We start from the raw sequence: 24,577 nt of genomic DNA on the forward strand, positions 1-24,577 counted from the left end.
TTTGACGTTACCTTGTCAGCTTTTGCGCTTTATGATGCTAACACTTCGATAATAAAGAGAATTTTGAATGAGCAATAACATGCAGTACCGCGGATTTATGCGACATCTAAGTTACTTATTTACTTTACTACTACTGATGCCTGCCGGTTTTGCCTTAGCGGCGACTAAACCAGCCAATGTCATCTTTGTGCTCACCGATGACCAACGCTACGATGAACTGGGTTTTATGAACCCCGTGCTCGATACCCCGAATATGGATAAAATGGCCAATGAAGGGGTGCATTTTAAAAATGCTTTTGTGACTACCGCACTGTGTTCACCCAGTCGTGCATCCATACTCACAGGGCAGTACATGCATAACCATGGCGTAGTAGATAACAATGCGCCGCCTAAAGAGGGCACGACATTCTTTTCTAGCTACTTAAAAGAAGCAGGTTATAACACTGCTTTTGTGGGGAAATGGCACATGGGTGAGTCTCGTGGCCATGGCGCAAAAGACGCACCACAACCCGGCTTTGATCACTGGGTGAGCTTTCCTGGTCAAGGTAATTATTACCCAACGACCTTAGCCAATGGCGAGCCCTATACCTTGAACGTCGACGGTGAGCGGGTGCCACAAAAAGGTTATATCACTGACGAATTAACCGACTATTCCATTGATTGGTTGGAGCAACAAAAAAAGAGCGATAAGCCGTTTTTCTTGTATTTATCGCACAAGGCGGTTCACGCTGACTTTCAACCCGCAGAACGCCATGAAAACCAATACCAAGGTAAAGAAATTCCGGTGCCTAGCTCACAGGCCGATACTGAGGAAAACTATGAGGGCAAACCTTTATGGGTTAAAAATCAGCGTAATAGCTGGCACGGAGTGGACTTCCCTTATCACAGCACCTTAGATGTGCAATCTTACAAAATGCAGTATCACCGTGCGCTTTCTGCTGTTGACGACTCTTTAGGTCGTATCTTCCAATGGCTAGAAAAAAATGGTCACGATAAAGACACCATAGTTGTACTCATGGGGGACAATGGTTTTATGTTTGGTGAACACGGACTGATTGATAAACGTAATGCTTATGAAGAATCCATGCGTGTACCCTTATTAGTACGTGGGCCGGGTATTATCGCCGAAAAAAGCGTAGTGCATGAAATTGCCGCGAACATCGATATCGCACCGACTATTTTAGATATTGCTGGCGTTAAAAAACAACCACAACAGTTTGAAGGTCAAAGTTTACTGCCCTTAGCTAAAGGCAAAAAAGTGGCTCAATGGCGCAGCGAATTATTGTATGAATATTACTGGGAATTCAATTACCCCAGCACACCAACCACATTTGCGCTGCGCACCGATGATTACAAATTCATTACCTATCATGGTGTTTGGGATACGGAAGAGTTATACGACATCAAAAATGATCCACAAGAAATGCATAATTTGATTAATGACGAGTCATATTTAAGTATTGTTGCCAACCTCAGATCACGCTTGTTTGCCAAATTAGAAGATAATAATGGCCAGCATGCTGTGCCTTACACTGAGCGCTTTTCGAGCGGAGCAGTGCTGCGTGAAGCAACACGTTCTAAAGAAGCTACGTTTCCAGCTCAGTGGTTAAAAGTGCCCAATGAAAAGGGTGATATACCAGGAAGCAGAGACTTTATGCAAACTGACGAAAAACGCGCTAGCATGTCAAAAGTAGAACAAAAGCCCATCAAAAAATAACGATAAACGAAAGTAAGTACTGACATTAACAAGTGGTTTTTGTTGGTACTTACTGAATTCCATCTTTAAGCTTAAAATTTGTGTTAGCGAAATTCTGGGATCTCAGTTTTCAAGCAATCAATAAAAGCACTGAGTTTTAAGGGCATATAATCTCTACTTGGATAAACCAACCAAGTGGATGTGTCAAAATCTGCTGCTGCGCATTCGTAGTCGGGGAATAAATTAACCAATCTTCCATCTGCTAACTCATCGCGACACGCCCAATCTGGCAGTAATGACACACCAAGTCCGGCAACAGTACTTGCTGTCATTGTTAATCCATGAGAAATCAACAAATGACCATTGACCGCCACGGCGAGGTCTTTTTGCTGAGCTTGACGAAATTTCCAGGCATCACGATATCCAGGAATTGAAAATCGTAAACACTCCAATTCACTTAAACAAAGTGGATTTTTGCTGATTTTATTTGCTTTGATAAAAGCTGGGCTGGCACAGACAATAAATTTTCTAGGCGCTAATTCCAGACAAATAAAATCATCAGATGGTTTTTTGCCAAAACGGATTGCGACATCGATTTGCTGCTCAACAATATCAACTTGATTGTCAGCCAATACCAAGTCAATGACGAGTTTTGGATATTTCTTTCTCATTACCGATAATAAGGGCACTAATATTTTTTGCCCGAAAGAGGTACAGGCGGCTACTCTGAGGTTGCCGATCGGCTCATTGGATAAATCTAAAGCCTGTTCCCCAGCTTTGAGAAAGGTGGCGACCAGTCCTTCTACTTGAGTAAAATAGGACTTTCCTGCTTCGGTAGGTGATAACTTTCGAGTCGTGCGTTGGAGCAAGCGAAAACCCAAGGTTTCTTCAAGTTTGCGAATAGAGCGAGATACTGAAGAAGGGTCAATGTTACGCATTCTCGCTACTTCAGCAAAACTGTTGCGCCGCATTACATCAACAAATAACTGGATGTTGTTCAAATCCATTCGTGCACTCCTTACATTAATGTCATGATTGTATAGGTATTTACTGCGCAAGTAACCTGCTGTTAAGCTCCCCAAGGCATTAGTTAAACTAAACGTAGAAAAAGGAGTATTTCAAATGGGCTTAAAATTTTATAAGCAGTTTTTTACCACACAGTCTGAAGTCTTAGCCGATATAGAAAAAAATAATACCTGGCCAACCACTTTTGTCTCAGGTGCGACCGAGGGACCTCCAGTGCATTGGCATAAAGATGAAGTTCACGCTTATATCATGGAAGGGGAAACGGATTTTCTTGATGGGGAGACCAATATAAGAACAGCAGTCAGTGCTGGCGACAAAATTATTGTGCCTGCCGGTGAACTGCATGCTGAGGGCGCGATTAAAGATCGGGTGGTGTATATGCTGGCGTTACCAGAGCCAAGATTACCTGAAGATTTTCTCGCTATGTTTATACCTGAAGAACGAACAAAGTAAAAATAGCTATCAGAGAGTCGATAAATCTCTAAATCCAACAAAGTGCCTGAGAGTGTAACCTTTGCTTAAGAGCAGCTAAATTATCCGTGCTACAGGCTACTTTAGATTATTTTAGAAGGACCAAACCGCCCTTGGTAAACGGTTTGATAACCGCTGGGACCGCTTTATAAAACACCGGCACGGTTTGTACTTTATAGGCATTGAGATAATAACGTGGTGGCCACGCGTGAGCTGGATACTGTGCATCTTTGGCTGTTTGCAGTTGAGTGACATCAAAAGTATAGGCATTGGGTAATGCTTGATTGCTGCCTGGTACTGTGTCGCGGGTGTCAATGTAGTTGTCGCTAAAATCAGCACAGCTGCCAAAGTGTTCAATGCCATATTGCCAAAATATACCTGAATAAACGGCGACGGGATCTAAGTAGGTTGTTTGCACAATTAGGCTAGGATTAACTGATTTTGCGCCTTCACATAGGCCTAATGTAACAAAGGCACCACAACTGTGGCCAATAACATGAATGGCTTTAAGGCTAGATTGTGTAGCCAAACGTTTACCTATTTCAAAACCCAGATTTTTCCCCACCACCGAACATAGAAAGACATTACTTGAATAGTCTTGCCAGTTGATACTGTGATGTTGTTGAACAATATCGCCTAATTGTGGTGAAGGCGCTGTCGCCATTAAAGCTTGTAACTCGTCGCTCCAACTGCTTGGGGAGTCGTTAACTCCATGTGCTGACAAGGTAATATATTCCGTGCCTTCTGCCATGGTTATGTGGCTAATGGATGAAAAATCACGGGGCCAATAGGTGTAAATGAATAGCCCTAATGACACTAATACAAAGGGAATGCTGGGCAGCAAAACCAACCACCAAAAAAATAGGCGAATTAATTTTTGATTGTGCAATTTGGGCATGAGGCGGTTGGTAGCTTACTTAATGGTACTAGTGTGATGAATTGCACCGTAGCTCGCAAGTTTAGTGCAAATTTTAATTATCACTAAAGCACTGTGGCACTGCTTAGTCAGCTTGGTTTATTTGGGTTTGAGGCATGTTTAAACGCAGGTTATTGCTCCTAAATAAAGTACAAAGTCGTTATTTAGGAGCACCATATTACTGCAAGCTTACTATAGTTTTGTCAGTTCAATCCCTTTGATAAAGACATCTTCATCACTGCGCAGTTGTTGCATTTCTTTAATATTAAACGTTAAAAATCCGCTATCAGGTGATAATTCAAATTCACCAATATTATGTGATTGCCACGTTAGTTCGGGCGCAGTGTAGGTGGCATAACGCTGTTGTCCCGTGTTTTGAACGGGCACAAATTTGGGTAAATCCAACTTTAAATCAATACTTTTCTCAACTAGGGTTAAACTGCCTCTTAAGCTCACTAAATCACTTTTGCTGGCGTTACCAGAGCCAAGATTACCTGAATATTTCCTCGCCATGTTTACGCCTGAGGAACGACCAAAGTAATGAAATAATTATTCAACAGAGTGTTGATCAATCTCTATATCCAACAAAGCCTCCTAATCGAGTATGTTTGCAATTTTGTTATTTTTCGTACAGGGATGTGCAGTAGCAGTATAGGCTGGGCTTATAAGGGTAAAATAATAACGGCATCTAAGCCTTTAATTGGCCGGTTGTTTAGCTCTATTTCGCCGCCATGAGAACGCACCACTGAACGAGCAATAGCCATGCCTAAACCCATACCACCAGAACTTCTATTACGTGATTGTTCTGAGCGTTCAAAAGGCTCAAATAGACGTTCTTTTTCAGAATCGGGGATACCATTACCCTCATCTTCAATATGGATTTCTAAGGTACTCGTCGACTGCACAATAAAAACATTAACACGATGACCATAGTCCACCCCATTTTTGATTAAGTTACTGATGGCCCGTTTTAAAGCGATGGGGCGTCCTTGAAAAGGGATTTTATGTTGTGCATCAAAACTTACATCGAGCTCTTGGGCATTAAGGTCACAACACAAGGATTCAATCAAAGAGGTGAGATCAAAGTGTTTGTTTTTTTCTGACCAAGAGTCTTTTAAAGCAAAGGTTACTGTGGCCTCACATATTTGCTCCATCTCTTCTATTTTTTCTAGGATATTGTGCTGCACGTCAGCGTCAGTAATATATTCTGCATTCAATCGCATTGAGGTTAATGGCGTGCGAATATCGTGAGAAATAGCCGCTAATGCTCTAGCGCGGTGATCGTTAACACTCAATAAACGTTTGTGCATGGTATTAAATGCCACAATGGCATTTTGCATGTCTTCAGGGCCTCTTGGCTCGAGAGGAGCAATGGCATGGCCCTTACCGAATTTATGAGCATTGTCAGCTAATTCCGCCAAAGGGCTGGTAAGACGTTTAACCACAAATACGGCAAAAATAATAAAGATAAAGGTAAAAATCGCCATGGGTTTTACAGTGGACCGGATCCAAATGGGAAAATTATGTAAATCAAAGACAGTCATGCCTAGCCATTTTCCATCGCTCAATCGTATTTGAGATTGCATAAGGATATTGCGTGGGTCGTTTTTAAGTTCTGCAGTGAGAGTGCCCGATAACTGATCTTTTAAATAAACCATCGCCGCATATAAGCGATTTTCGATGGGTTTAAACTGGCGCATGGTGGCGCTGGGTTGTTGATCGTTAAATTGTTGCTGCAATTGTATACTGCGCACTTTGTCAGTGGCTGACATGTGAGTTACATCGTACAAGGGCTTGTTACCAACAGAGAACTCTACTCGATAGGTATTCATCGCATATAGATGTTGTTCGGAAGAATGCTCTATGATGTTTAGTGCCGCCTTCATTTTTAGTTGAAAGTGCTCTCCTTGTAAATTTTTGCTGACAATATCGTTTTCATCAGTTTCAAAAACAAAAATAGTGAATATTAATAATTGCGTACTAAATAGCGCCACCAGAACTAACAAAATCATCTGGCTTGATAATTTTTTAAGCATTATTAATGGTGCTCAACAGGGCTAGTTAAAATATATCCACCGCCCCAAACCGTTTTAATAATTTTGGGCTCGCTAGCATCAACTTCGACTTTACGTCTTAAACGACTGATTAAATTATCGATACTGCGATCAAAGGCTTTGGCTTCGCGCCCATGAGTTAAGTCGAGTAATTGGTCACGAGTTAATACTTTTTGTGGGCGCAAGATAAAGGCTTGTAATAAACGAAATTCAGCGGCACTTAAGGCAATCGACATATTGTCGTGGCCGACTAGTTCCCGTTGATTAAGATCTAAAGTCCAACAATCAAATTTTGATGTGCTGCGCTCTTTAGTCACTTGGTTAATTTGCACTGGTTCACTTTGGCTGCGTCGAAGTACGGCTTTTAATCTGGCAAGCAATACACGGGGGTTGAAGGGTTTGGTGATGTAATCGTCAGCACCCATTTCTAGGCCCACAACTTTATCTGAGTCTTCCGACAGAGCTGTCAGTAAAATAACCGGTATTTTGTATTTGTCTTGCACGTAACGACATAGAGTGAGGCCGTCTTCATCTGGCATCATAATATCCAGCAAAATAATATCTATTGCACTGGTTTCAAGCAGACTGCGCATGTTTTTGCCGCCATTGGCACTGCTTACACGAAATCCATGGTCGAGCAAATATCGCTTTAGCGACACAATAATGTCTGGGTTATCATCCACGATGAGTACATGAGTCACGTTATACGTCTCCGATTAACTACTGCATCACTATAGCTAATACAATGAGCGAGCTTAAGTATTAGTTACAAATCGACTCAACAATAATGTATCAAGTTGTCGCAAAAAAATGATTTTGCGACACGTTTATTGAAGAACAGTGAACTAGCAGTTAACAGATAGGCAGATAAGAGCAATGGAATGTTGCATTAATTTGTCGTTTTCCGCTAATCATCTGCTTGGATATATTGTTTGAAACAGTTTTTTTGTTGAGCTTTGGCGTCATATAACGCTTGATCGGCTTGGCTATATAAGTCTGACACTGTGGTGTTTTTATGCGGTTTTAATACGGTAATACCAATACTGGCGGTGACTGAAACTGACTCGTGCTCGGAAATTTGGTGTTTTTGGGCGGCGATGGAGTCTAACAGTCGTTGGCAAATTTGCTCGGCATCAGCTGACTGTTCGATTTTTAAAGAGAAAGAAAATTCCTCTCCTCCTAAGCGACCAAAACAGTCTTCCTGTCTAAATACGGCTCGTATGCTATCGGCCGCCAGTTTGATCACATTATCGCCGATGTCATGACCATATTGGTCATTAACGGCTTTAAAATTATCTAAATCTATTACGCCCATTAAGAGTAGCTCACCACTACGTTTAGCCGCACTTAATTGTTTTTGCATATTGTCCATAAAACTACGACGGTTGGGCAAGCCGGTTAAAAAATCATAGTAGGCCAAACGTTGTAATTTAAAATTGGTATTTTTTAGCTCGGCGGTTTGTTGCTCCACCATCTTCAATAAGTTGTCTTTGAGCATTTTTAAGTCTTTGTTGCTCTTTTCTAATTGCTCGGCATGGAATTTTTGTTCGGTGACATCCCGTTCTATGGCGGCAAAATGGGTAACTTTACCCAGTCTATTTTTAAGGGGGATAATATTGATGTCGAGCCAATAGGGGCGACCGTTTTTGCCATAATTGAGCAGAGTTTCGCGCACTGGTTGTTTGGCTTGAAGGGCTTTGCTAATGCGTTTTAAACTGTCGGCATCGGTAAAATTACCTTGCAGAATGCGTGGTGTATCACCAATAACTTCTGTTTCTGTATAACCTGTTAGGGTTTCAAAAGCCTTGTTTACATAAACAATTTTGGGGCCTAAGGGGCTGGTGAGTAGATCGGCCTCGGTAATAATAATAATGTCTTGAGCATTTTCGACTACATCTTGAAAAGAGAACTGGGTTTTTTTATCGGTAATATCGGTAAAAGTGACCACTACAAAACCACTTGTGCCAAAGCCTTCGATATAGGCATCCACTAAAAACCAATTGATGTCTTTATCATGGTGAAATACGACGCCCAATATTTCTTGATTGAGCGTCTCATGGGCGTGCACGACTCGGCTAACTGGATAGCTTTCTGTTGGCAAAACTTGACCATATTCGTCAACAAAATGCCATTGGGGATCCATGGCATCTTTACCAATAATTTGCTCATAGGTTAAATTCAACAACTGCAATGCCGCGGGATTTGCGTATACAACAGAAGTATCTATATTGTGAATTACCACACCAATTTTGGCATTATCTAATAATTTCTTTAGATTAATATCACTTAGATCTGTCATGCTAATCCTTAAAATATACGGTTAAAATTTGCCGAGACTGCTGTGGTTCACCGCGCCAACGAAACTAATACGGTAACTTAATTTCCATAGTAAGGTATTGATCTATATTGAATATAGTATAGAAATTTGGAAAGGGCTTGGCAGATTATCTGCAACAAAAAAACAGCAAAAACGAAAGTGATTTACTGGCCTTAATTATGACTATCAGGCAGAAAAAAGGGCCGTACAAAGCTGTAGAATTAAGGATGTTTTTTAATGAGTAACTTACATAATAGGCGGTGTTAAACCCGCCTGTTATGCTGATCTATTGCTACTTGTTGATATCCGCTGCTGGGCTAATGTCCTTGGGTAAGGGCTTGGCCTTTAATGGTTTAACAGGCTCTTTCTTGATTTGTTTTTTCAACAGTTTAATGGCTTCTTCAAGTTGTTTATCTTGGCCCATAAACGTGGCGTAGGGCAGGTTATCCACTTCAATGTCGGGCGCAATGCCAGTACCCTCAGTGATCCAATGGCCACCTTCTGTCGCAAACATCGGAAATTCAGCCACCCGCGCCATACCACCATCAACCTGGCTGTTACGCCCCGTTAACCAAACACCAGCACCAGCAGTTTGTTTACCGATAACAGGTCCCAACTTAAGTGCTTTAATGGCCGCAGTAAACGTTTCACCGTCTGAATAAGTAAATTGATCGGCCAGCACCACTAAATGCCCACGAAAGGCTTGTTGCATATTGGTAAATTGCTCACCGTTAACTGGCTGCCAGAAAGTCCAGGCGCGTTTAAGTAGTTTTTCGATGATCCAACTGTCTACGTTACCACCTCTATTGCGCCTGACATCGATGATCAAACCTTGCTTTTGATATTGCGCATAAAATTCACGGGCAAAGGTTTCGACATCAGCTGAGCCCATAGCATGTAAATGCAGATAACCAATGTCTTTATCCGCTTTAACCACCTCTTGTTGGTTATGGTTTACCCAATCGTAGTAGCGATACATATAGTCGTCGCGGCTTGAGCCTGGCACTACCACGGTTTTGAGTTCTTCCCCGTCACGTAACAAAGTGAGTAAGACTTGTTTGCCCGTTTGATTTAACAAAGCATTACTTAAATCAGCGTGGTTTGTAATGCTAATATTATTAATGGCCGTAATCGTGTCACCTTGCTGCACATTCACGCCGGGTTTAGCTAAGGGAGCTAAACGGTTGAGCACTTCTGGATCATTGGTAAATATGTGGGTGATTTGCAGCCCTTTTTCCGTTTGTCGATATTCCGCACCCAACGTGGCAGTTTTAGGCATGGCTGGATCACTGGGGAAATCGCCACCACGCACTTGCGAATGTAAGGTATTTAATTCGCCCATCATTTGTTCAAAGATATCATTTAATTCTGCGCGCTCTGTTAAACGAGCCAATAAGGGCTGATATTTTTGCTCTACCGCTTGCCAGTTAAGACCGCGCATAGTGGGATCAAACAAGGAATCACGATGCATTAACCAAGCATCATGGAAGATCTGTTGCCACTCTTGTTTGGGTTGGAGCAGCAATTTCCATTCATTAGTTTGCACCTTGCTATCATCATCGTTACTTGAGTATTTGGCACCGGCTGATACGATGGACATCTCATGTTTATCACCGGTTTTACGCACAAATAAGTCTTTGCCATCGTCGGATAAACTGTATTGAGCAACTGAAGATACAAAGGTTTCGACCTTAATATGGTGGCTTATTTTAATCGATTTTAATTCAGGCTGTGCTCCCGGTTCGGTTACACGATCCATCACATACAAAAAACCTTTGTTAACACTTAAATTTGAATAGTTGCCGGGTGGTACAGGTACCTGATAAAGACGTTTTTCTATATCAACCCAGTTTACCTTTGGCGTATCAGTTTTTTTATCTGCTTTATCTGCAGATTCTGCCTTGTCTTCATTGTTATCTTCAGCTTCTTTGTCATCTTTTTTGTTGTTTAATAAAGAGTCTTCAGTTGTTTTTTTAGTTTCTGCTGGTTCATCTTTGCCACTTAACTCTGTGGGTTTGTCAAAGGGGAAGGTGGCTTTTTCAGTTAAAGCAATAGCAAAAATTTGGCTGCGACGATCGAAGCTTGCCCCCATATTACGATCGCCCCAAGGTGAACCTGGGTAGGGATCAAAGTGACGGTCAGAGATAAAATACAGCCACTGATTATCGACGCTAAAAGCTGGTGAATAGGACGAATATTTCTCACTGGTCAGGACTTTTGTTTGTTCTGTATTGATATCTAACAACATCACCTGACTACGTTCACTTCCAAGTTCATCGCGGGTGAGTGCGATTAATTTACTGTCGCTTGACCAACTTAAAGAGTTGATAGGATTAAGCCCTCTGTTGCGACTCAGTATTTTTTTGTTTTCGCCACTACCCAAGTTTAATAACCATAAGTCACCTTTTTTGTCGTCGTGGGCTAACCACTTACCATCGGGTGAAGGGTAAATATCCCAACGAAATACGTTGCCATCAGTGCTTAGTTGTTTAGCACCTTGAGATCCATCGGCGGGGTATTGCCAGATTTCCATCTCACCACTGCTATCGTTTAAGGCATAAACTGATTTTCCATCGTGGCTTAAACTTGCATTACGAGTACGGGAATTCTGTGGGGTGGCGATTTCGATTAAACGTGAACCATCGGTGCTGGCTATAGCCACTCTGCCACGTGCAGTTATGACTACTTTTTTACTTTTACCAGCTAGCTTAGCCGAGCTTAAAAATTTAAGCGGCTCATTGATCCAACGCTCGCGGGTTTGACTAAAATCAGAACTTAAGTGCACATCGACTTTATTGCTGGCCTTGCTGGCGATATCGTAAAGATAAATATCAGCACCTAACTGATACACAATGCGCCCTGCATCTAAACGCAGATCCCGCACATTAAAATCAATATAGTGAGTAAGCTGAGTCTGGTCGCGGCCATTGAACGTCATTGACCAGATATTATCTGTACCACTTTGGTTACTGACAAAATAAACGCGATCCTGATACACCATAGGTGAGCGTATAGATCCCTGATGTTTGTCGCTTAACCGGCTGGCTTCTTTATCTGAGCCGAGCTTAAACGACCATAACTTGCCTTTGGCACCGCCTTGATAAGCGTGGGCATTATCATTGGAAATCTGCAAACCAAACTGACTGAAAAACAGCGTATTACTGGCTGCATCGATAGCACCATCTACCGCATCAGCAACGGGAATATCCTCGACCTGCAAATTTTGTGGATCAACTAAACGCAAACTCCAATTACCGCTCGGTCCGACACGCCCGTTGTAACTGTATAAGATTTGCCCTGAGTTGGTCCAGCCATGCAGTTTGACCTGCACATTCTCAAAAGTAACTTGTGTGGCAAGTCCACCCTGAATGGGCATGACATAGACTTCGGCACTGCCACTATAATTAGCGACAAAGGCCACTGTTTGACCATCATTGGAAATAGCCGCTTGAGTCTCTTGTGCAGGATGAGTGGTAAGGCGCTGAGCATAGGGTTGGCCGAGGGTGGTTTTCCACAAATCTCCTTCAGCGGTAAATACCAAGGTGTCTTTATTGAGCGCCGGATAACGATAGTAGCCCTCAATAGCATAAGTGGTTGAGCTTAGCAGGCAGAGAAATAACGCGCCGAACTTGATTAGATTATTTGTTTTTATTTTCATCTGAGCAGTCACTTAATAGATATTGTTGTTAAGGCGTTGAATGCAAAACCATTATAGACATGCAAATTCAGATTAAAAGCAAAGGATGTTTGCGCTAGGTAATTGATTTACCGAGGTTTGCCGATTGGCACGAACGGTCTTATATCAAAAAAACCAATAAAAATGTTGATATGTTAATTAAAAGCATATTTTGTTAGCGCATAGTTAAATTCTGTTAAAAGCTAAAAAACCTTGTTATGGCACACTGCGTACACATTTTGTACACGCAAGGTAAGTCTTTTGGCGATCTCAGGAAATAATCTAATTGCAGGTAAATGGGTAAATAATCAGGGGCCTAGGTTAAGTAAGTCGGGCCGTCAATATGCTGGAGGTATACAATTATGTTGATCCTTTGGCTGATACTGAGTGTTGTTGCAATTGTAGGGTTAACTACCAAGTTAAAGGTTCACCCTTTTATCGCCTTGTTGTTAGTGGCCTTAGCTTATGGTTTTGTGGCTGGCATGCCAAGTGATGTCATTATTACTTCGGTTAACGAAGGTTTTGGCAAAACCTTAGGTAGCATCGGATTATTAATAGTATTGGGCGTGATCATTGGCGCGTTTATGGAAAGCTCTGGCGCTGCTTATACCATAGCAGACTGGGTGCTCAGTAAAGTAGGGCGCAAACGTGTACCTCAGTCTATGGGCTTGATGGGCTATTTGGTGTCTATTCCAGTCTACGCTGATAGTGGTTTTTTATTGTTACAGCCACTGAATAAAAGCTTGTCAAAAAAGGCCAAAATTTCTCTTTCTGGTTCGGCCATTGCGCTAGCGATGGGATTAACTGCTTCACATACCATGGTGCCTCCTACACCAGGGCCGATTGCCGCTGCGGGCATACTTGAAGCGGATTTGGGTTTGGTCTTGGCCTTGGGAATTCCTGTTAGTTTGTTCGCGTTGTTTTTTGCCATATTGTTTGCGGTTAAGTATGTCGGGCGCACTTATATTGATCCCAATCCCCAAATTAGTGAAAAAGAGTTAGCCACTATCCACCAAGCAGCGCCTAGGCTTGGGTTATCCGCTTTACCGATTTTAGTCCCTATTGGTTTGATTTTATTACGTTCTTTGTCACAGGCTTTGGAGTGGCAAGGGATGATGAGTGAATGCACAAACTTTTTAGGTACGCCCTTTGTGGCATTACTCATTGGAGTATTTTTAGCCTTACTGCTGCCTAAGAAGCTTAACTGTGAGATGTTGTCTAGCGAAGGCCTAATCGGTAAGGCGATAATGAGTGCCTCTTCTATTTTATTGATCACTGGCGCAGGTGGCATATTTGGCAAAGTTTTACAAAATTCAGGTATTGCTGACTTATTAGCTGAGGTGTTATCTGGGGTAAGTTTAGGGATTTTTCTGCCATTTTTATTAGCTGCTGCGATAAAAAGCGCGCAGGGTTCATCAACCGTGGCGCTTATCACGACGGCCTCGATTATCGCTCCTTTAAGCACGACTTTGGGTTTTGTGGATGACTGGCAAAAAGCCATGTTGGTGATTGCGATCGGCGCAGGATCCGCTGTGGTATCCCATGCTAACGACAGCTTTTTTTGGGTAGTCACACAAATGTCAGGCATGGACGTAAAACAAGGGTATCGCATGCACAGTTTAGGCACACTGGTGTTAGGCGGCAGCGCTATCTGTGGTTTATTTATTATCGATATGCTGTTTTAAGTACGTTATACCAACTCCATTAAATAAATGTACACTCAGCGTGAATTTAAAAGCACATAATCAAGGCGCTTGAATGAAGTAATAGTGGCGCTCTTTCGAGTTCGAGCAACGCTGAGTATGTGCTTTTAAAACTCGCCCAAAGGGAACGCCCCAGCGGATAAGGCTCTGCGTTCTCGCTATTTGAAAGGGTAATGCCATTCCTGCATAGCGACGCCTTGTTCCTTAACCGCTGGACGCGTTCTAAGTGCCTATTTATTTAATGGAATTGGTATTAGTACTGTGGTCGATGGTTTATGGCAATTAAATGGTCTATGTCCTTAATTTCGTTAAGCGAGAGCGACTTTGGCTAATCGAACTTAAGGGCTATAGTTTGCTTGAAAATTTAACCTAGAAAGCAGCTACAATGTTGTTTGATGTATCAAAAGGTCTGTATTTGATGAATAAATTGATAAAATGTATAAGCCTATCTTGCTTATTACTCGCCAGCTTTTCACCCTTAGCCAAGCAAATAGCCATCACTTTCGACGATGCACCGCGGCCGGATACCACTTACTTGAATAGTGCCGAGCGAAATAAACACTTACTAAGCGCGTTAAACAAACATGATGTAACGGCGATGTTTTTTATTACCACTAAACATATGCAAGATGGTCGAGATAAGCGCCTACTTGAATATGCGCAAAGCAATCAATTGTTAGCTAACCACTCGCATTCGCATATATCAGCCTACAAAATCCCATCCGCTGACTTTATTGCAGATGTAGCCAAGGCACATCAGATACTACAAACCTATACAAACTATCATGCCTATTTTCGATTTCCCTATTTACACCACGGGGATACACGTCAAAAACGTGATGAACTCCGCGCAGGCCTAACAACACTTGGTTTAAAACAGGGCTATATCACTATCGATGATTCTGATTGGTATCTTGATTCGTTGTTTCAGCAGGCAGTAACAGCCGACATACCATTGCAACTGGACAGTTGGCGCGAGGTGTACATTAACCACATCGTGGCCTCGGCCAACTATTACCAGCAATTAGCTGAGAAAAACCTAATGCAAGCACCTAAGCAAGTGCTATTGCTGCATGAAAATGACTTAGCCGCTTTGTTTATGGATGAACTTATCCAAGCAATTAAAAAAGATGGTTGGGAGATAATTTCGCCACTTGAAGCTTACCAAGACAAGATCGCCAATCGTTATCCCGACACCATGCATAATAACCAAGGACGACTCGCGGCAGTGCTGGCAGAAAAAGGTATTGCACCTAATTCGATGATACAACGCTCTCAAAGACCAGAGGCCTTAAAAAAACAGCTGGAAAATTTAGGTTTGATACCCGTTTCTGAATAAGGCATCACTAAGGTTAAAAAACTCATTCAAGAATTAGGAGACGAACATGGCTGAAAACAAAACCCAAGCAACTTCCGCATCAGTTGCAGACTTTATCGCTACGGTCAGTAATGAGCGCCGTAGAGCAGATACCTTAACCGTTTTACAAATATATAAAGAGCTAACTGGCCATCCTCCCGTAATGTGGGGGCCTTCCATTATTGGCTTTGGCGAACGTCACTATGCTTATGAAAGTGGTCGTGAAGGCAGCATTGCCGCAGCCGGTTTTTCACCTCGCAAAACAAATTTAGCGTTTTATGTGGGGAGCAATTTTGCTGGTGCCGAAGCGCTTTATAAGCGTTTAGGAAAACATAAAAAAGCAGTCTCCTGTCTTTATATCAATAAACTCACCGACATTGACGAACAAGTATTAAGAGAAATTATTGCAAAAGATTATGCGCAAAGCATGGCTAACAAAGGATAGAAATTGAAGTTGGTACTATTACCCGTTGTGGATGGAACAGGGATTTTATTTGCGTCACTTTTAGCTAACTTTCAAGGTATGGATACGGTTGTTTTATCGTTGCCATAAGAAGGCTTGCAAGACTATGGTTCTCTTGCAAAATGTATTTTCAACAGTCTTCCTCATGAAGACGTTATTCTTGTTGCAGAGTCCTTCTTTGCAGGTATCGCAGCGCTACTTTCGCAGCAGTCAGTTGCGCATTTGAAAGCATAATATTTGTCGCTGTGTTGTTATCGGGGCCTCAAAAGTTGCTCGCTTACTTAGCGTCGTTTTTGCCAATTCACAATTTGGTTCATCTACCTTTATCTGACTGCGTCTGTAAATAATTTTTTAGCTTTAAAACCACAAACCCCTCAAGTATGAGTGCCAGCAATCGATACAGTAAGCAGGATATTGTATGGAGTTGTTGTTTGCAGAATGTTGATTCGACACCTGAGTCTGGCTCGGTTTTTAATGAGCAGTTTAGGGACCTTGAATACAATGGTGAGCTGAATCAGGCCACTGCCCATGGTGCAAAATTTGCGCTGTTGTTGGCGATGCTTGAGCAAAATAGCCTGTTGCGACCAACTATTGCCAAGGATGAGGATAGGGCGGAGGATAAATATCAAAATGATATTGCTGCCTTGTCTTTCTATCGCTCTGCGCCTTTGGCAGCTGACCAGCAATATTGGTCCAAAGTGACACTGACTGAAAATTTTATTCAAAGTGGCGAGCTGGAAAATGCCAAGTTGTGGTTGACCATGCATCCCGAGCCTTTGTCGTTATATAACGATGCCTTACATATCCCTGAAGCGATACTTGAAAATTGTGCTTTGCATGTACGTGAGCGATTGAAACAGGCTCAGCAAAAACAGTTTGAGCAGGATGCCACGGGTTTATACGATATTTTGCAAGATGTAGCACCTTTGCACGTTGCTGCTTAAGTTTCGTGCCATTACTAATAAATAAGGGAGCAAAGGCTCCCTTATTCATAATCCAGCATCTTCAGGTTGCTTGGGTGTATATCTTTACCCCATTATCAATGGAATAGCAGTTAGGCGGCAAAGGACTCAGCTCCATGAACTTAGCTTTACTTAGTGTTAAGTAATTCATATCACGGAGATTGAACGCAGCCAACAACGCTTCGGTTTCAAGGATGAAGGCGATAAGGTTTAACTTAATTCGTAATGTTCATGAATAACGTTAAAAATATCTTTAAAACTATGGGCTGTGGCGTTGATATCCACAGGGATTTGCAAAGCTCTGCCAATATCGGCGGCTGAGATTGCGCCACGTATGTTTTTATCGTTGTCATAGACTAAGAGGTGCTGTTCACCTAAGGCGCGCATGGTCGCTAATACATCACCTATGTTAGAGCATTGAATTTTACTTAACCTTACAGCGTGAAGTTCAGAGATCTTAACCATCACATCGCCAACACTAACATCAGTGCGTTTTACACCTTTAAGATTGGCAGCCATTAACACTTTACGACTTAGTAAATCGCTAAGGTTAACGATGCCCACTAGGTTGAGATTTTTATCTATTACCAGTTTTGATCTGACGTGTATTTTGTCCATGATACGTAAGGCTTCGTCAACCGAGGTATCAAGTTCGATAATACGTGGGCTGCGGCGGCTGAAATCGGTCATCACAAAAGTCGCAGGGCTTTCTAGTTGTAAGGGTTCTACTACGTCATTCACTCGTAAGGTTTGTACTTGTGACAAAGGGATAGACGTCAATGTTTTAAAACTGCTCATGGTAATTCTCCAACGAAAACAAAAAAGTGGTTTTTTAGTAAGTGTTAGAGTTGTGCAGGCGGGGCTCTGGATTGTGGAACTAAAACGTGACTAGAAGTTGCAGGTAATACCACAGTGTCAGCGTCAACCCAGCCAGTAAGTTCGCCACGTTGAAACTGAGTAGCGGGTATGGCTTGGTCAAAATCGTTAAAATCTACGCTAAGTTCAGTGACATCAAATACCGATTGATTAACACCGACAAAGGTTTTTTCTATGGCTGTTGCTTTAAAACTGAGTTGCCAAGCTAACAACAACATCAGCAAAGTACTGGCGACAAAACCTAGGACTCTGTTACGTGGTATTGATGTTAGTTGAAGTAACTGCATTTTTTGCCTTACTTAATTAAGCTTTGCTCACTAAGTGTCGATTTATTTGAACGGACTGGCATAGCCTTAACCAAATGGCCTGATCGAAGTGAGTTAATGACCACCACACCTCAATCTTTTCTTAACTATATAGATAAGTCCTTAGGGCAAACTTATCAACTATAAATTTTTTTATTTAATAAAATACACAAATAACTCCAGCTAATTAGAGATTTTGTGGCGAATATTTGCCCATTTTGGTCTCTGAGTGTGGTATCCCATGGCATGTTTTGCTATATTCCGCGTCCTTTTTTTGCTCTGGGATTGCGTCCCAATTCGCAAGGTATTGTTGTTATGTCTAAATTTGTTGTGTGTGCGTTATATAAGTTTGTGAGTTTAGAAAATTTTGAAGATCTGCGTCAGCCTTTACAGCAGTTTATGGAAGACAGAAATATCAAAGGAACGTTGTTATTAGCGTCTGAAGGCATTAACGGCACAGTGTCTGGCACCCGTGAAACCATCAATGAGTTGCTGGCTTATTTAAACCTTGATCCTCGTATTAATCCGATTACTCATAAAGAATCACTGGATGAAACTCAGCCCTTTCATCGCATCAAAGTAAAACTCAAAAAAGAAATCGTCACTATGGGGGTTGAGGGCATCGATCCGCGTAAAACGGTGGGTACTTATGTGCAACCTGCCGATTGGAATGCGCTTATTTCAGACCCAGACGTGGTGGTGATTGATACCCGTAACGATTACGAAATTGAGATCGGTACTTTTACACATGCGATCAATCCCAAAACGGAATCATTTAGAGAATTTCCCCAATACGTTAAAGACAATCTTGATCCGGCTAAAAATAAAAAAGTCGCGATGTTTTGTACAGGCGGTATCCGCTGTGAAAAATCCACTGCCTATTTAAAAGAACAAGGTTTTGACCAGGTGTTCCATCTTGCTGGTGGTATTTTGAAATATTTAGAAGAAGTGCCACAAGAGCAAAGTTTGTGGCAGGGTGATTGTTTTGTATTTGATAACCGTGTGGCGGTAAATCACGATTTGCAAAAAAGTGACTATGACCAATGTTATGGTTGTCGTTTACCCATTACCGAAGAGGACAAACAAAGCCCTCAATATGAATCAGGGGTGAGTTGCCCAAAATGTTATGGTAAACACAGTGACGATCAACTTGCTCGTTTTCGTGAACGGGAAAAACAAGTTAAGCTGGCCAAAGCGCGGGAAGAAGAGCATCTTGGTTTAGACGCTCGTAAAGCAATTAAGCTAAGGCGTCAGCAAAAAGCAGCAGCTCGCAGAGCACAACGTACAGCAATGGGTAAAAGTAACGGCTAATTCCACCTAGACACTTACTGGTTTAAAACGGTAAACTTACTGTAACAAAACTAAACGCTGAACTGACTATGTCTGAACAAAAAACGCTTCCAGCAGAAAAAATTGCTGAAATTCGCAAAGAATTTGATTTCTTTGATGCTGACGGAAACGGAGAAATTGCTCTCCCAGAATTTATTGAGCTATTAACAATATTATCGCCTAAAACTAAGGCTAGCCACGTTGAAGAAGGTTTTAATCTGATTGACGAAAACCGTGACGGGTCGATCGATTTTGCAGAATTTTTAGAATGGTGGCAACAATCTTGGTGGGAATACTAAGCCATTATTGGATTACACATTCCAGAATAAAAAAAACCAATCAATTGATTGGTTTTTTTTTATTAACTTGTAGAGCGCGGCTGGATCGAATGAGTGCAGCCGGCAAACGTGCTGTTTCAAGGATGAAGGGTAGTTACGCCGTAACTATCTTACAGGCGTTAGTACCACCGACAGTTTCCATCGCATCACCGTAAGTCATGATAAATTGGTCACCTTTTTCAATCAGACCTAATTCTAACATGATGGTTACTACATCATTTTTAAGCTGACCTGGGTCGCTGCCTCTAGAATCAAAAAATACCGGTTTAACACCACGATATAAGGCCATGATGTTCAATGTGCTTTCATGACGAGATAAGGCGTAAATGGGTAAAGAGGTAGTAATACGTGACATTAACAATGGCGTACTACCACTTTCTGTCAGTGCCACTATGGCTTTAATGGTTTTTAAATGATTGGCTGCATAAACGGCACTCAAAGCAGTGGTTTCACTGATCGAATTGAAGTTTTCATCCATGCGGTGTTTGGAAATTTTAATGCTGGGATGGGTTTCTGCACCGATACAAACACGGGCCATGGCGGCAACGGTTTCTACTGGGAATTCACCTGCTGCAGTTTCGGCAGATAACATTACTGCATCTGTGCCATCCAATACTGCGTTGGCCACGTCCATTACTTCGGCACGCGTAGGCATGGGGCTAGTGATCATCGATTCCATCATTTGGGTGGCAGTGATAACCACTTTGTTCAATTGACGTGAACGAGAGATTAATTTCTTCTGTACACCGACTAATTCTGCATCACCGATTTCTACACCTAAGTCACCACGAGCAACCATAACTGCGTCAGACGCTTCAATAATGTCATCCATCGCTTCGTCGCTAGCAACCGCTTCAGCACGTTCAACCTTGGCACACATCATCGCATTACAACCAGCTGCAACAGCTAACTGACGGGCATAACGCATATCAGCCCCATTACGTGGGAAAGATACGGCTAAATAATCAACACCAATTTTTGCTGCTGTTTTAATGTCTTCTTTGTCTTTATCAGTCAAGGCTTCGGCAGATAGACCACCACCTAAACGGTTGATACCTTTATTGTTAGATAACTTACCAGACACCGTGACGACAGTATTAATCTTGTTGCCTTGTACATCGATAACTCTTAATTGAATGCGACCGTCATCTAACAAGAGTAAGTCGCCAGTGCTAACATCACTGGGTAGGGCTTTATAATCAATACCCACAGCTTGTTGATTACCGATATTACGATCCATATCAGCATCAAGGATAAACTTGTCGCCGATTTTTAAAATGATTGAACCGTTTTCGAACTTGGCTACACGAATTTTGGGACCCTGCAAGTCACCCAAAATTGCCACATACTTGCCCAATTTTTTAGCAGCTTGGCGCACTCGATTAGCACGTTGAATATGATCGTCCGCAGTACCGTGGGAGAAGTTCATGCGCACTACATTAGCGCCAGCGGCTAATATGGCTTCAATTTGTTCAACGCTGTCAGTAGATGGACCTAAAGTTGCGAGTATTTTTGTACGTCTTAACATGATTACCTTGCCTTTAATTGATGGCGATTGTCGTAATGAGAAAGTGTTATATGCATAGTGGTACTAGAATGGTTAACATTTAATCAGCTGAATAATGTAATAAAGTGCTTAACTTCAGAGTGATAAACCTACCATTCTGTAATTTTATTACAAAATGGTAGTGCATTCATAAGATAATGTGAAACTTTTCCCTTCTTTTATTTGGTTTTTTGTGAAAAAAGTTCAGTTTTTAATGTTACTACTCACCTTTTTTATCAAAACGCGATCCACGCAGAGTATCTTTAACACGTTTCAGATTTTCTCTGAATTTATTGCCGCGTCTGAGTGTAAAGCCGGTGGCGAGTATATCAATGAGCGTAAGTTGAGCGATGCGTGACGCCATGGGCATGTACATGTCAGTATCTTCAGGCACATCTAAGGATAGAACCAAGTTGCATTCTTTGCCAAGCGGACTGTCTCTCGATGTGATGCCGACCACAGTGGCATCGTTGCCGCGGGCAATTTGAGCGATCTCTACCAAACTTTTTGTACGACCAGTATGAGAGATTAATACCACTACATCATCTTCAGTGCAGTTCATGCAGCTCATACGTTGCATCAGGATATCTTCGAAATAGACCACTGGCACATTAAAGCGAAAAAATTTATTGAGCGCGTCATGGGCTACTGAAGCCGAGGCACCCAAACCAAAAAAGGATATTTTCTGGGCTTGAGTGAGTAAGTCGACTACTCGATTTATGGTGGGGATATCCACTGATTGACGAGCGACTTCTAGTGAGGCCATGGTCGACTCAAAAATCTTTTTGGTATATTCCTCTGGACCATCATGTTCTTCTACATGGCGGTTAACGTAGGGTGTACCATTAGCCAGACTTTGCGCTAAATGTAATTTGAAATCGGGATAGCCTTTGGTATCTAAGCGTCGACAAAAGCGATTAACCGTGGGTTCGCTGACATCGGCCATTTTGGCTAAGGTCGCAATGCTGCTATGTATGGCAGTCTGCGGATTTGCTAAAATGACTTCGGCAACCTTACGCTCTGATTTGCTGAATAGGGCATTATGCTGGGTTATTTTTTCTAGAATATTCATACTTGCATCAAAAACTTCATTATAATTACTCTCTGGGGCCATACATTAACACTGTCAGTAGGCCGCTGGGTACTAGAGTTGTAATTTATTAACAGGAATAGTTCCAGCTTTTTCAGTTAATAACGGCAAAATACCATTAATTATGGTGTAAACCAGTGTGAAAAGTTGTAAATTTACTACATTTGATGTTAAATTTTAATCCATATTCTTATTGATTGAGGCAATGTTGGGTATCATTGCAGCAGTCACTCATTTAGTTTAAGCAGATAGGCAGATAAAAATGGTTTTGGAAAACTCATTCGAACCTTGTGATTTTGTTTTGTTCGGTACAAAAGGCGATTTAGCAAGGCGTAAACTTCTCCCCTCTTTATATGAACTTGAAAAAGCAAATCTCATGCATGCTGACTCCAAAATTATTGGTGTGGCGCGTAATGAAATTTCAGATAGCGACTACGTTGCTATGGTTAAAGAGAATATCGAAAAATTCACCAAAGAAGCATTGTGTGAAGAAAGCTGGGCGCGTTTTTCCGCCAAGTTGGCTTATGCCTGTGTTGACATGAAAGACAGCAAAAGTTACAGCGCACTTAAAACCCATGCAAAAGCAGGGCGTTTGATGGTGTGTTACTTTGCGACACCTCCTTCTATATTTGGTGACATATGCAGAGGTTTAAAAACCGCCAATCTCATTCATAAAAACATGCGTGTGGTGTTAGAAAAACCTATCGGTCATGATTTGGCATCATCTAAGGTGATTAATGATCAAGTCGCTGAATATTTTGATGAGACACAAATTTATCGTATCGATCACTATTTAGGTAAAGAGACAGTACTTAACCTGATTGCCTTACGTTTTGCTAACTCTATCTTTGCAACCAATTGGGATCACAATTGTATCGATCACGTGCAGATCAGCGTAGCTGAATCGGTCGGTATCGAAGGGCGTTGGGGTTATTTTGACGAAGCAGGCCAAATGCGTGACATGGTGCAAAACCATTTGTTGCAAATACTGACTCTGATTGCCATGGAGCCACCAGCTAATCTTGATGCTGATAGTATCCGTGATGAAAAACTTAAAGTACTCAAGTCTTTACGTCCGATCAATTCATCTAACATTCGCCAAAATACCGTACGTGGACAATATGTCGGTGGTTTTGTTAAAGGTAAAGAAGTCCCCGGCTACCTTGATGAGCCAGACGCGAATGTCAGCAGTAAAACTGAAACCTTTGTGGCAATTAAAGTTGAATTAGATAACTGGCGCTGGGCCGGTGTTCCTTTCTACTTGCGTACAGGTAAGCGTCTGCCAGGCAAAACCAGTGAAGTGGTTATCTTTTTTAAACGTCAACCACATAACTTGTTTAAAGACAGCTTCCCGTTGCTGCCAGCCAATAAGCTAACCATACGTTTACAGCCTGATGAAGGTGTTGAAGTTACGGTCATGAACAAAGTACCAGGTTTGACCGGTACAGGTTCAATGGATTTGCAAAAATCTCGTTTGAATTTGAGTTTTTCAGACACCTTTAAAGGTGAACGTATCGCTGATGCTTACGAAAAATTATTGTTGGAAGTGATGTTAGGTAATCAAGCTTTGTTTGTGCGTCGTGACGAAGTGGAAGCCGCATGGAAATGGGTTGACGGAATTTTAGCTGCATGGCGTTCAAGCAATGAGCCACCAGAACCATACCAAGCCGGAACGTGGGGACCAACTGAGTCTATCGCTTTAATGGCTCGTGAAAACCGTTCTTGGTACGAAAGCAGAATAGGGAAGAAATAATGGCCCTTGTTCAGTCTCTATTTGGCACTACCGATGCCCTTAATCAGGCTTTCTGTCGTCGCATCAGTACTTTACTTAAACAAGGTATTGAAGAAAATGGTCGCGCTAGTTTGATCGTGTCCGGTGGCCGTACGCCGGCAGCTTTGTTTGGTGCACTGTCACAAGTCCCCTTAGCTTGGGATAAAGTGGATATCAGCTTGGCGGATGAACGCTGGGTTGATCCTAGTGATGATGCCTCCAATGAAAAAATGGTCAGGGCTAAATTACTGATTAACCATGCTGCTGCTGCCAATTTTATTGGTTTGAAGACCTCAGCCACCAATGCAGAAGATGCAGTTAACACCTGTACTGCCAATTTCTCTGATGTGGCTAAGCCTTTTGATGTATTGATTTTAGGCATGGGTGAAGACGGCCATACGGCTTCACTTTTTCCTTGTTCGGCACAAATTACTCAGGGTCTGGATATAGACTCTGAACAGATGTTTATTGCAGTACAACCCACTACAGCACCTAATCAGCGCATGTCACTCACTTTGCCTGCCTTATTAAAAAGCAAACATATTTTTTTACACCTTACCGGTGAGAGTAAAAAGGATGTATTGGCTAAGGCCTTGGCTGATGACAATGAATTAGAGATGCCAATTCGCGCGGTATTAAATAATACCCGAGTTGAATTAATGTGGGCCCCTTAGGAGAACA

Annotated in this window: 21 protein-coding genes; 10 read left to right on the forward strand and 11 right to left on the reverse strand. The window is 42.0% G+C overall.

What is annotated here, in order from left to right:
* Positions 1-67 precede the first annotated feature (67 nt).
* On the forward strand, positions 68-1,717 hold the full coding sequence (locus tag AX660_RS19075) for a sulfatase family protein (protein WP_201027479.1): 1,650 nt from the start codon (positions 68-70) through the stop codon (positions 1,715-1,717).
* Between the two features lie 83 nt (positions 1,718-1,800).
* Here AX660_RS19075 and AX660_RS19080 read toward each other — a convergent pair whose 3' ends face one another.
* The gene (locus tag AX660_RS19080; protein ID WP_068380617.1) at positions 1,801-2,703 is read right to left on the reverse strand and encodes a LysR family transcriptional regulator; all 903 of its coding nucleotides are present in this window, start codon (positions 2,701-2,703) and stop codon (positions 1,801-1,803) included.
* A gap of 115 nt (positions 2,704-2,818) precedes the next feature.
* On the opposite strand from AX660_RS19080, the gene AX660_RS19085 reads away from it, so the two are divergent.
* On the forward strand, positions 2,819-3,175 hold the full coding sequence (locus tag AX660_RS19085) for a cupin domain-containing protein (protein ID WP_068380620.1): 357 nt from the start codon (positions 2,819-2,821) through the stop codon (positions 3,173-3,175).
* A 106-nt stretch (positions 3,176-3,281) separates the two neighbouring features.
* Here the strand turns inward: AX660_RS19085 and AX660_RS19090 are convergent, their stop codons facing one another.
* From AX660_RS19090 to AX660_RS19115, 6 genes are all read right to left on the reverse strand, one after another.
* Positions 3,282-4,091 carry a hypothetical protein gene (locus tag AX660_RS19090; protein ID WP_068380626.1) on the reverse strand — a complete coding sequence of 270 codons (810 nt, stop codon included), beginning with the start codon at positions 4,089-4,091 and terminating at the stop codon, positions 3,282-3,284.
* A 210-nt stretch (positions 4,092-4,301) separates the two neighbouring features.
* Entirely contained in the window at positions 4,302-4,622 is a 321-nt protein-coding gene (locus tag AX660_RS19095; RefSeq protein ID WP_068380635.1) for a hypothetical protein, read from the reverse strand.
* 149 nt (positions 4,623-4,771) lie between these two features.
* Positions 4,772-6,145, reverse strand: coding sequence for an ATP-binding protein (locus AX660_RS19100; RefSeq protein ID WP_068380637.1), 1,374 nt, complete (start codon positions 6,143-6,145; stop codon positions 4,772-4,774).
* A gap of 2 nt (positions 6,146-6,147) precedes the next feature.
* The gene (locus AX660_RS19105; RefSeq protein ID WP_068380639.1) at positions 6,148-6,864 is read right to left on the reverse strand and encodes a response regulator; all 717 of its coding nucleotides are present in this window, start codon (positions 6,862-6,864) and stop codon (positions 6,148-6,150) included.
* A gap of 206 nt (positions 6,865-7,070) precedes the next feature.
* Entirely contained in the window at positions 7,071-8,462 is a 1,392-nt protein-coding gene (locus tag AX660_RS19110; protein WP_068380641.1) for a sensor domain-containing diguanylate cyclase, read from the reverse strand.
* A gap of 310 nt (positions 8,463-8,772) precedes the next feature.
* A complete protein-coding gene (locus tag AX660_RS19115) occupies positions 8,773-12,138 on the reverse strand; it encodes a S41 family peptidase (protein ID WP_068380643.1) in 3,366 nt (1,121 codons plus the stop codon).
* Positions 12,139-12,518: 380 nt separating this feature from the next.
* Between AX660_RS19115 and AX660_RS19120 the strand changes: the two genes are divergently transcribed.
* From AX660_RS19120 to AX660_RS19135, 4 genes are all read left to right on the forward strand, one after another.
* On the forward strand, positions 12,519-13,841 hold the full coding sequence (locus AX660_RS19120) for a GntP family permease (RefSeq protein WP_068380645.1): 1,323 nt from the start codon (positions 12,519-12,521) through the stop codon (positions 13,839-13,841).
* A 436-nt stretch (positions 13,842-14,277) separates the two neighbouring features.
* Entirely contained in the window at positions 14,278-15,198 is a 921-nt protein-coding gene (locus AX660_RS19125) for a polysaccharide deacetylase family protein (protein WP_157884359.1), read from the forward strand.
* Positions 15,199-15,244: 46 nt separating this feature from the next.
* Positions 15,245-15,661: a DUF1801 domain-containing protein gene (locus AX660_RS19130; RefSeq protein ID WP_068380656.1), complete on the forward strand. Its 417-nt coding sequence runs from the start codon at positions 15,245-15,247 to the stop codon at positions 15,659-15,661.
* A gap of 449 nt (positions 15,662-16,110) precedes the next feature.
* Positions 16,111-16,623 (forward strand): VC2046/SO_2500 family protein, encoded by a 513-nt coding sequence (locus tag AX660_RS19135; protein ID WP_068381175.1) that lies wholly within the window; start codon positions 16,111-16,113, stop codon positions 16,621-16,623.
* Positions 16,624-16,851: 228 nt separating this feature from the next.
* On the opposite strand, the gene AX660_RS19140 is transcribed toward AX660_RS19135, so the two are convergent.
* Both AX660_RS19140 and AX660_RS19145 read right to left on the reverse strand, forming a co-directional pair.
* Positions 16,852-17,439, reverse strand: coding sequence for a CBS domain-containing protein (locus AX660_RS19140; protein WP_068380659.1), 588 nt, complete (start codon positions 17,437-17,439; stop codon positions 16,852-16,854).
* Between the two features lie 44 nt (positions 17,440-17,483).
* A complete protein-coding gene (locus tag AX660_RS19145; RefSeq protein ID WP_068380663.1) occupies positions 17,484-17,804 on the reverse strand; it encodes a hypothetical protein in 321 nt (106 codons plus the stop codon).
* Between the two features lie 333 nt (positions 17,805-18,137).
* Between AX660_RS19145 and trhO the strand changes: the two genes are divergently transcribed.
* Positions 18,138-19,133 (forward strand): oxygen-dependent tRNA uridine(34) hydroxylase TrhO, encoded by a 996-nt coding sequence (gene trhO / locus AX660_RS19150; RefSeq protein ID WP_068381178.1) that lies wholly within the window; start codon positions 18,138-18,140, stop codon positions 19,131-19,133.
* A gap of 68 nt (positions 19,134-19,201) precedes the next feature.
* Positions 19,202-19,450, forward strand: coding sequence for an EF-hand domain-containing protein (locus tag AX660_RS19155; RefSeq protein ID WP_068380668.1), 249 nt, complete (start codon positions 19,202-19,204; stop codon positions 19,448-19,450).
* 133 nt (positions 19,451-19,583) lie between these two features.
* Here the strand turns inward: AX660_RS19155 and pyk are convergent, their stop codons facing one another.
* Together pyk and AX660_RS19165 are read right to left on the reverse strand one after the other, a co-directional pair.
* Entirely contained in the window at positions 19,584-21,017 is a 1,434-nt protein-coding gene (pyk, locus tag AX660_RS19160) for a pyruvate kinase (RefSeq protein ID WP_068380671.1), read from the reverse strand.
* 238 nt (positions 21,018-21,255) lie between these two features.
* The gene (locus AX660_RS19165; protein WP_068381182.1) at positions 21,256-22,107 is read right to left on the reverse strand and encodes a MurR/RpiR family transcriptional regulator; all 852 of its coding nucleotides are present in this window, start codon (positions 22,105-22,107) and stop codon (positions 21,256-21,258) included.
* Positions 22,108-22,387: 280 nt separating this feature from the next.
* Here AX660_RS19165 and zwf point away from each other — a divergent pair, with 280 nt between their 5' ends.
* Positions 22,388-23,878, forward strand: a complete 1,491-nt coding sequence (gene zwf / locus AX660_RS19170) for a glucose-6-phosphate dehydrogenase (RefSeq protein ID WP_068380675.1) — start codon at positions 22,388-22,390, stop codon at positions 23,876-23,878.
* Entirely contained in the window at positions 23,878-24,570 is a 693-nt protein-coding gene (gene pgl / locus AX660_RS19175) for a 6-phosphogluconolactonase (RefSeq protein WP_068380678.1), read from the forward strand. Before zwf ends, pgl begins: the two co-directional genes overlap by 1 nt.
* Positions 24,571-24,577 lie beyond the last annotated feature (7 nt).

Origin of the sequence: Paraglaciecola hydrolytica (genome assembly GCF_001565895.1) — a bacterium.
GTDB classification, from domain to species: domain Bacteria; phylum Pseudomonadota; class Gammaproteobacteria; order Enterobacterales; family Alteromonadaceae; genus Paraglaciecola; species Paraglaciecola hydrolytica.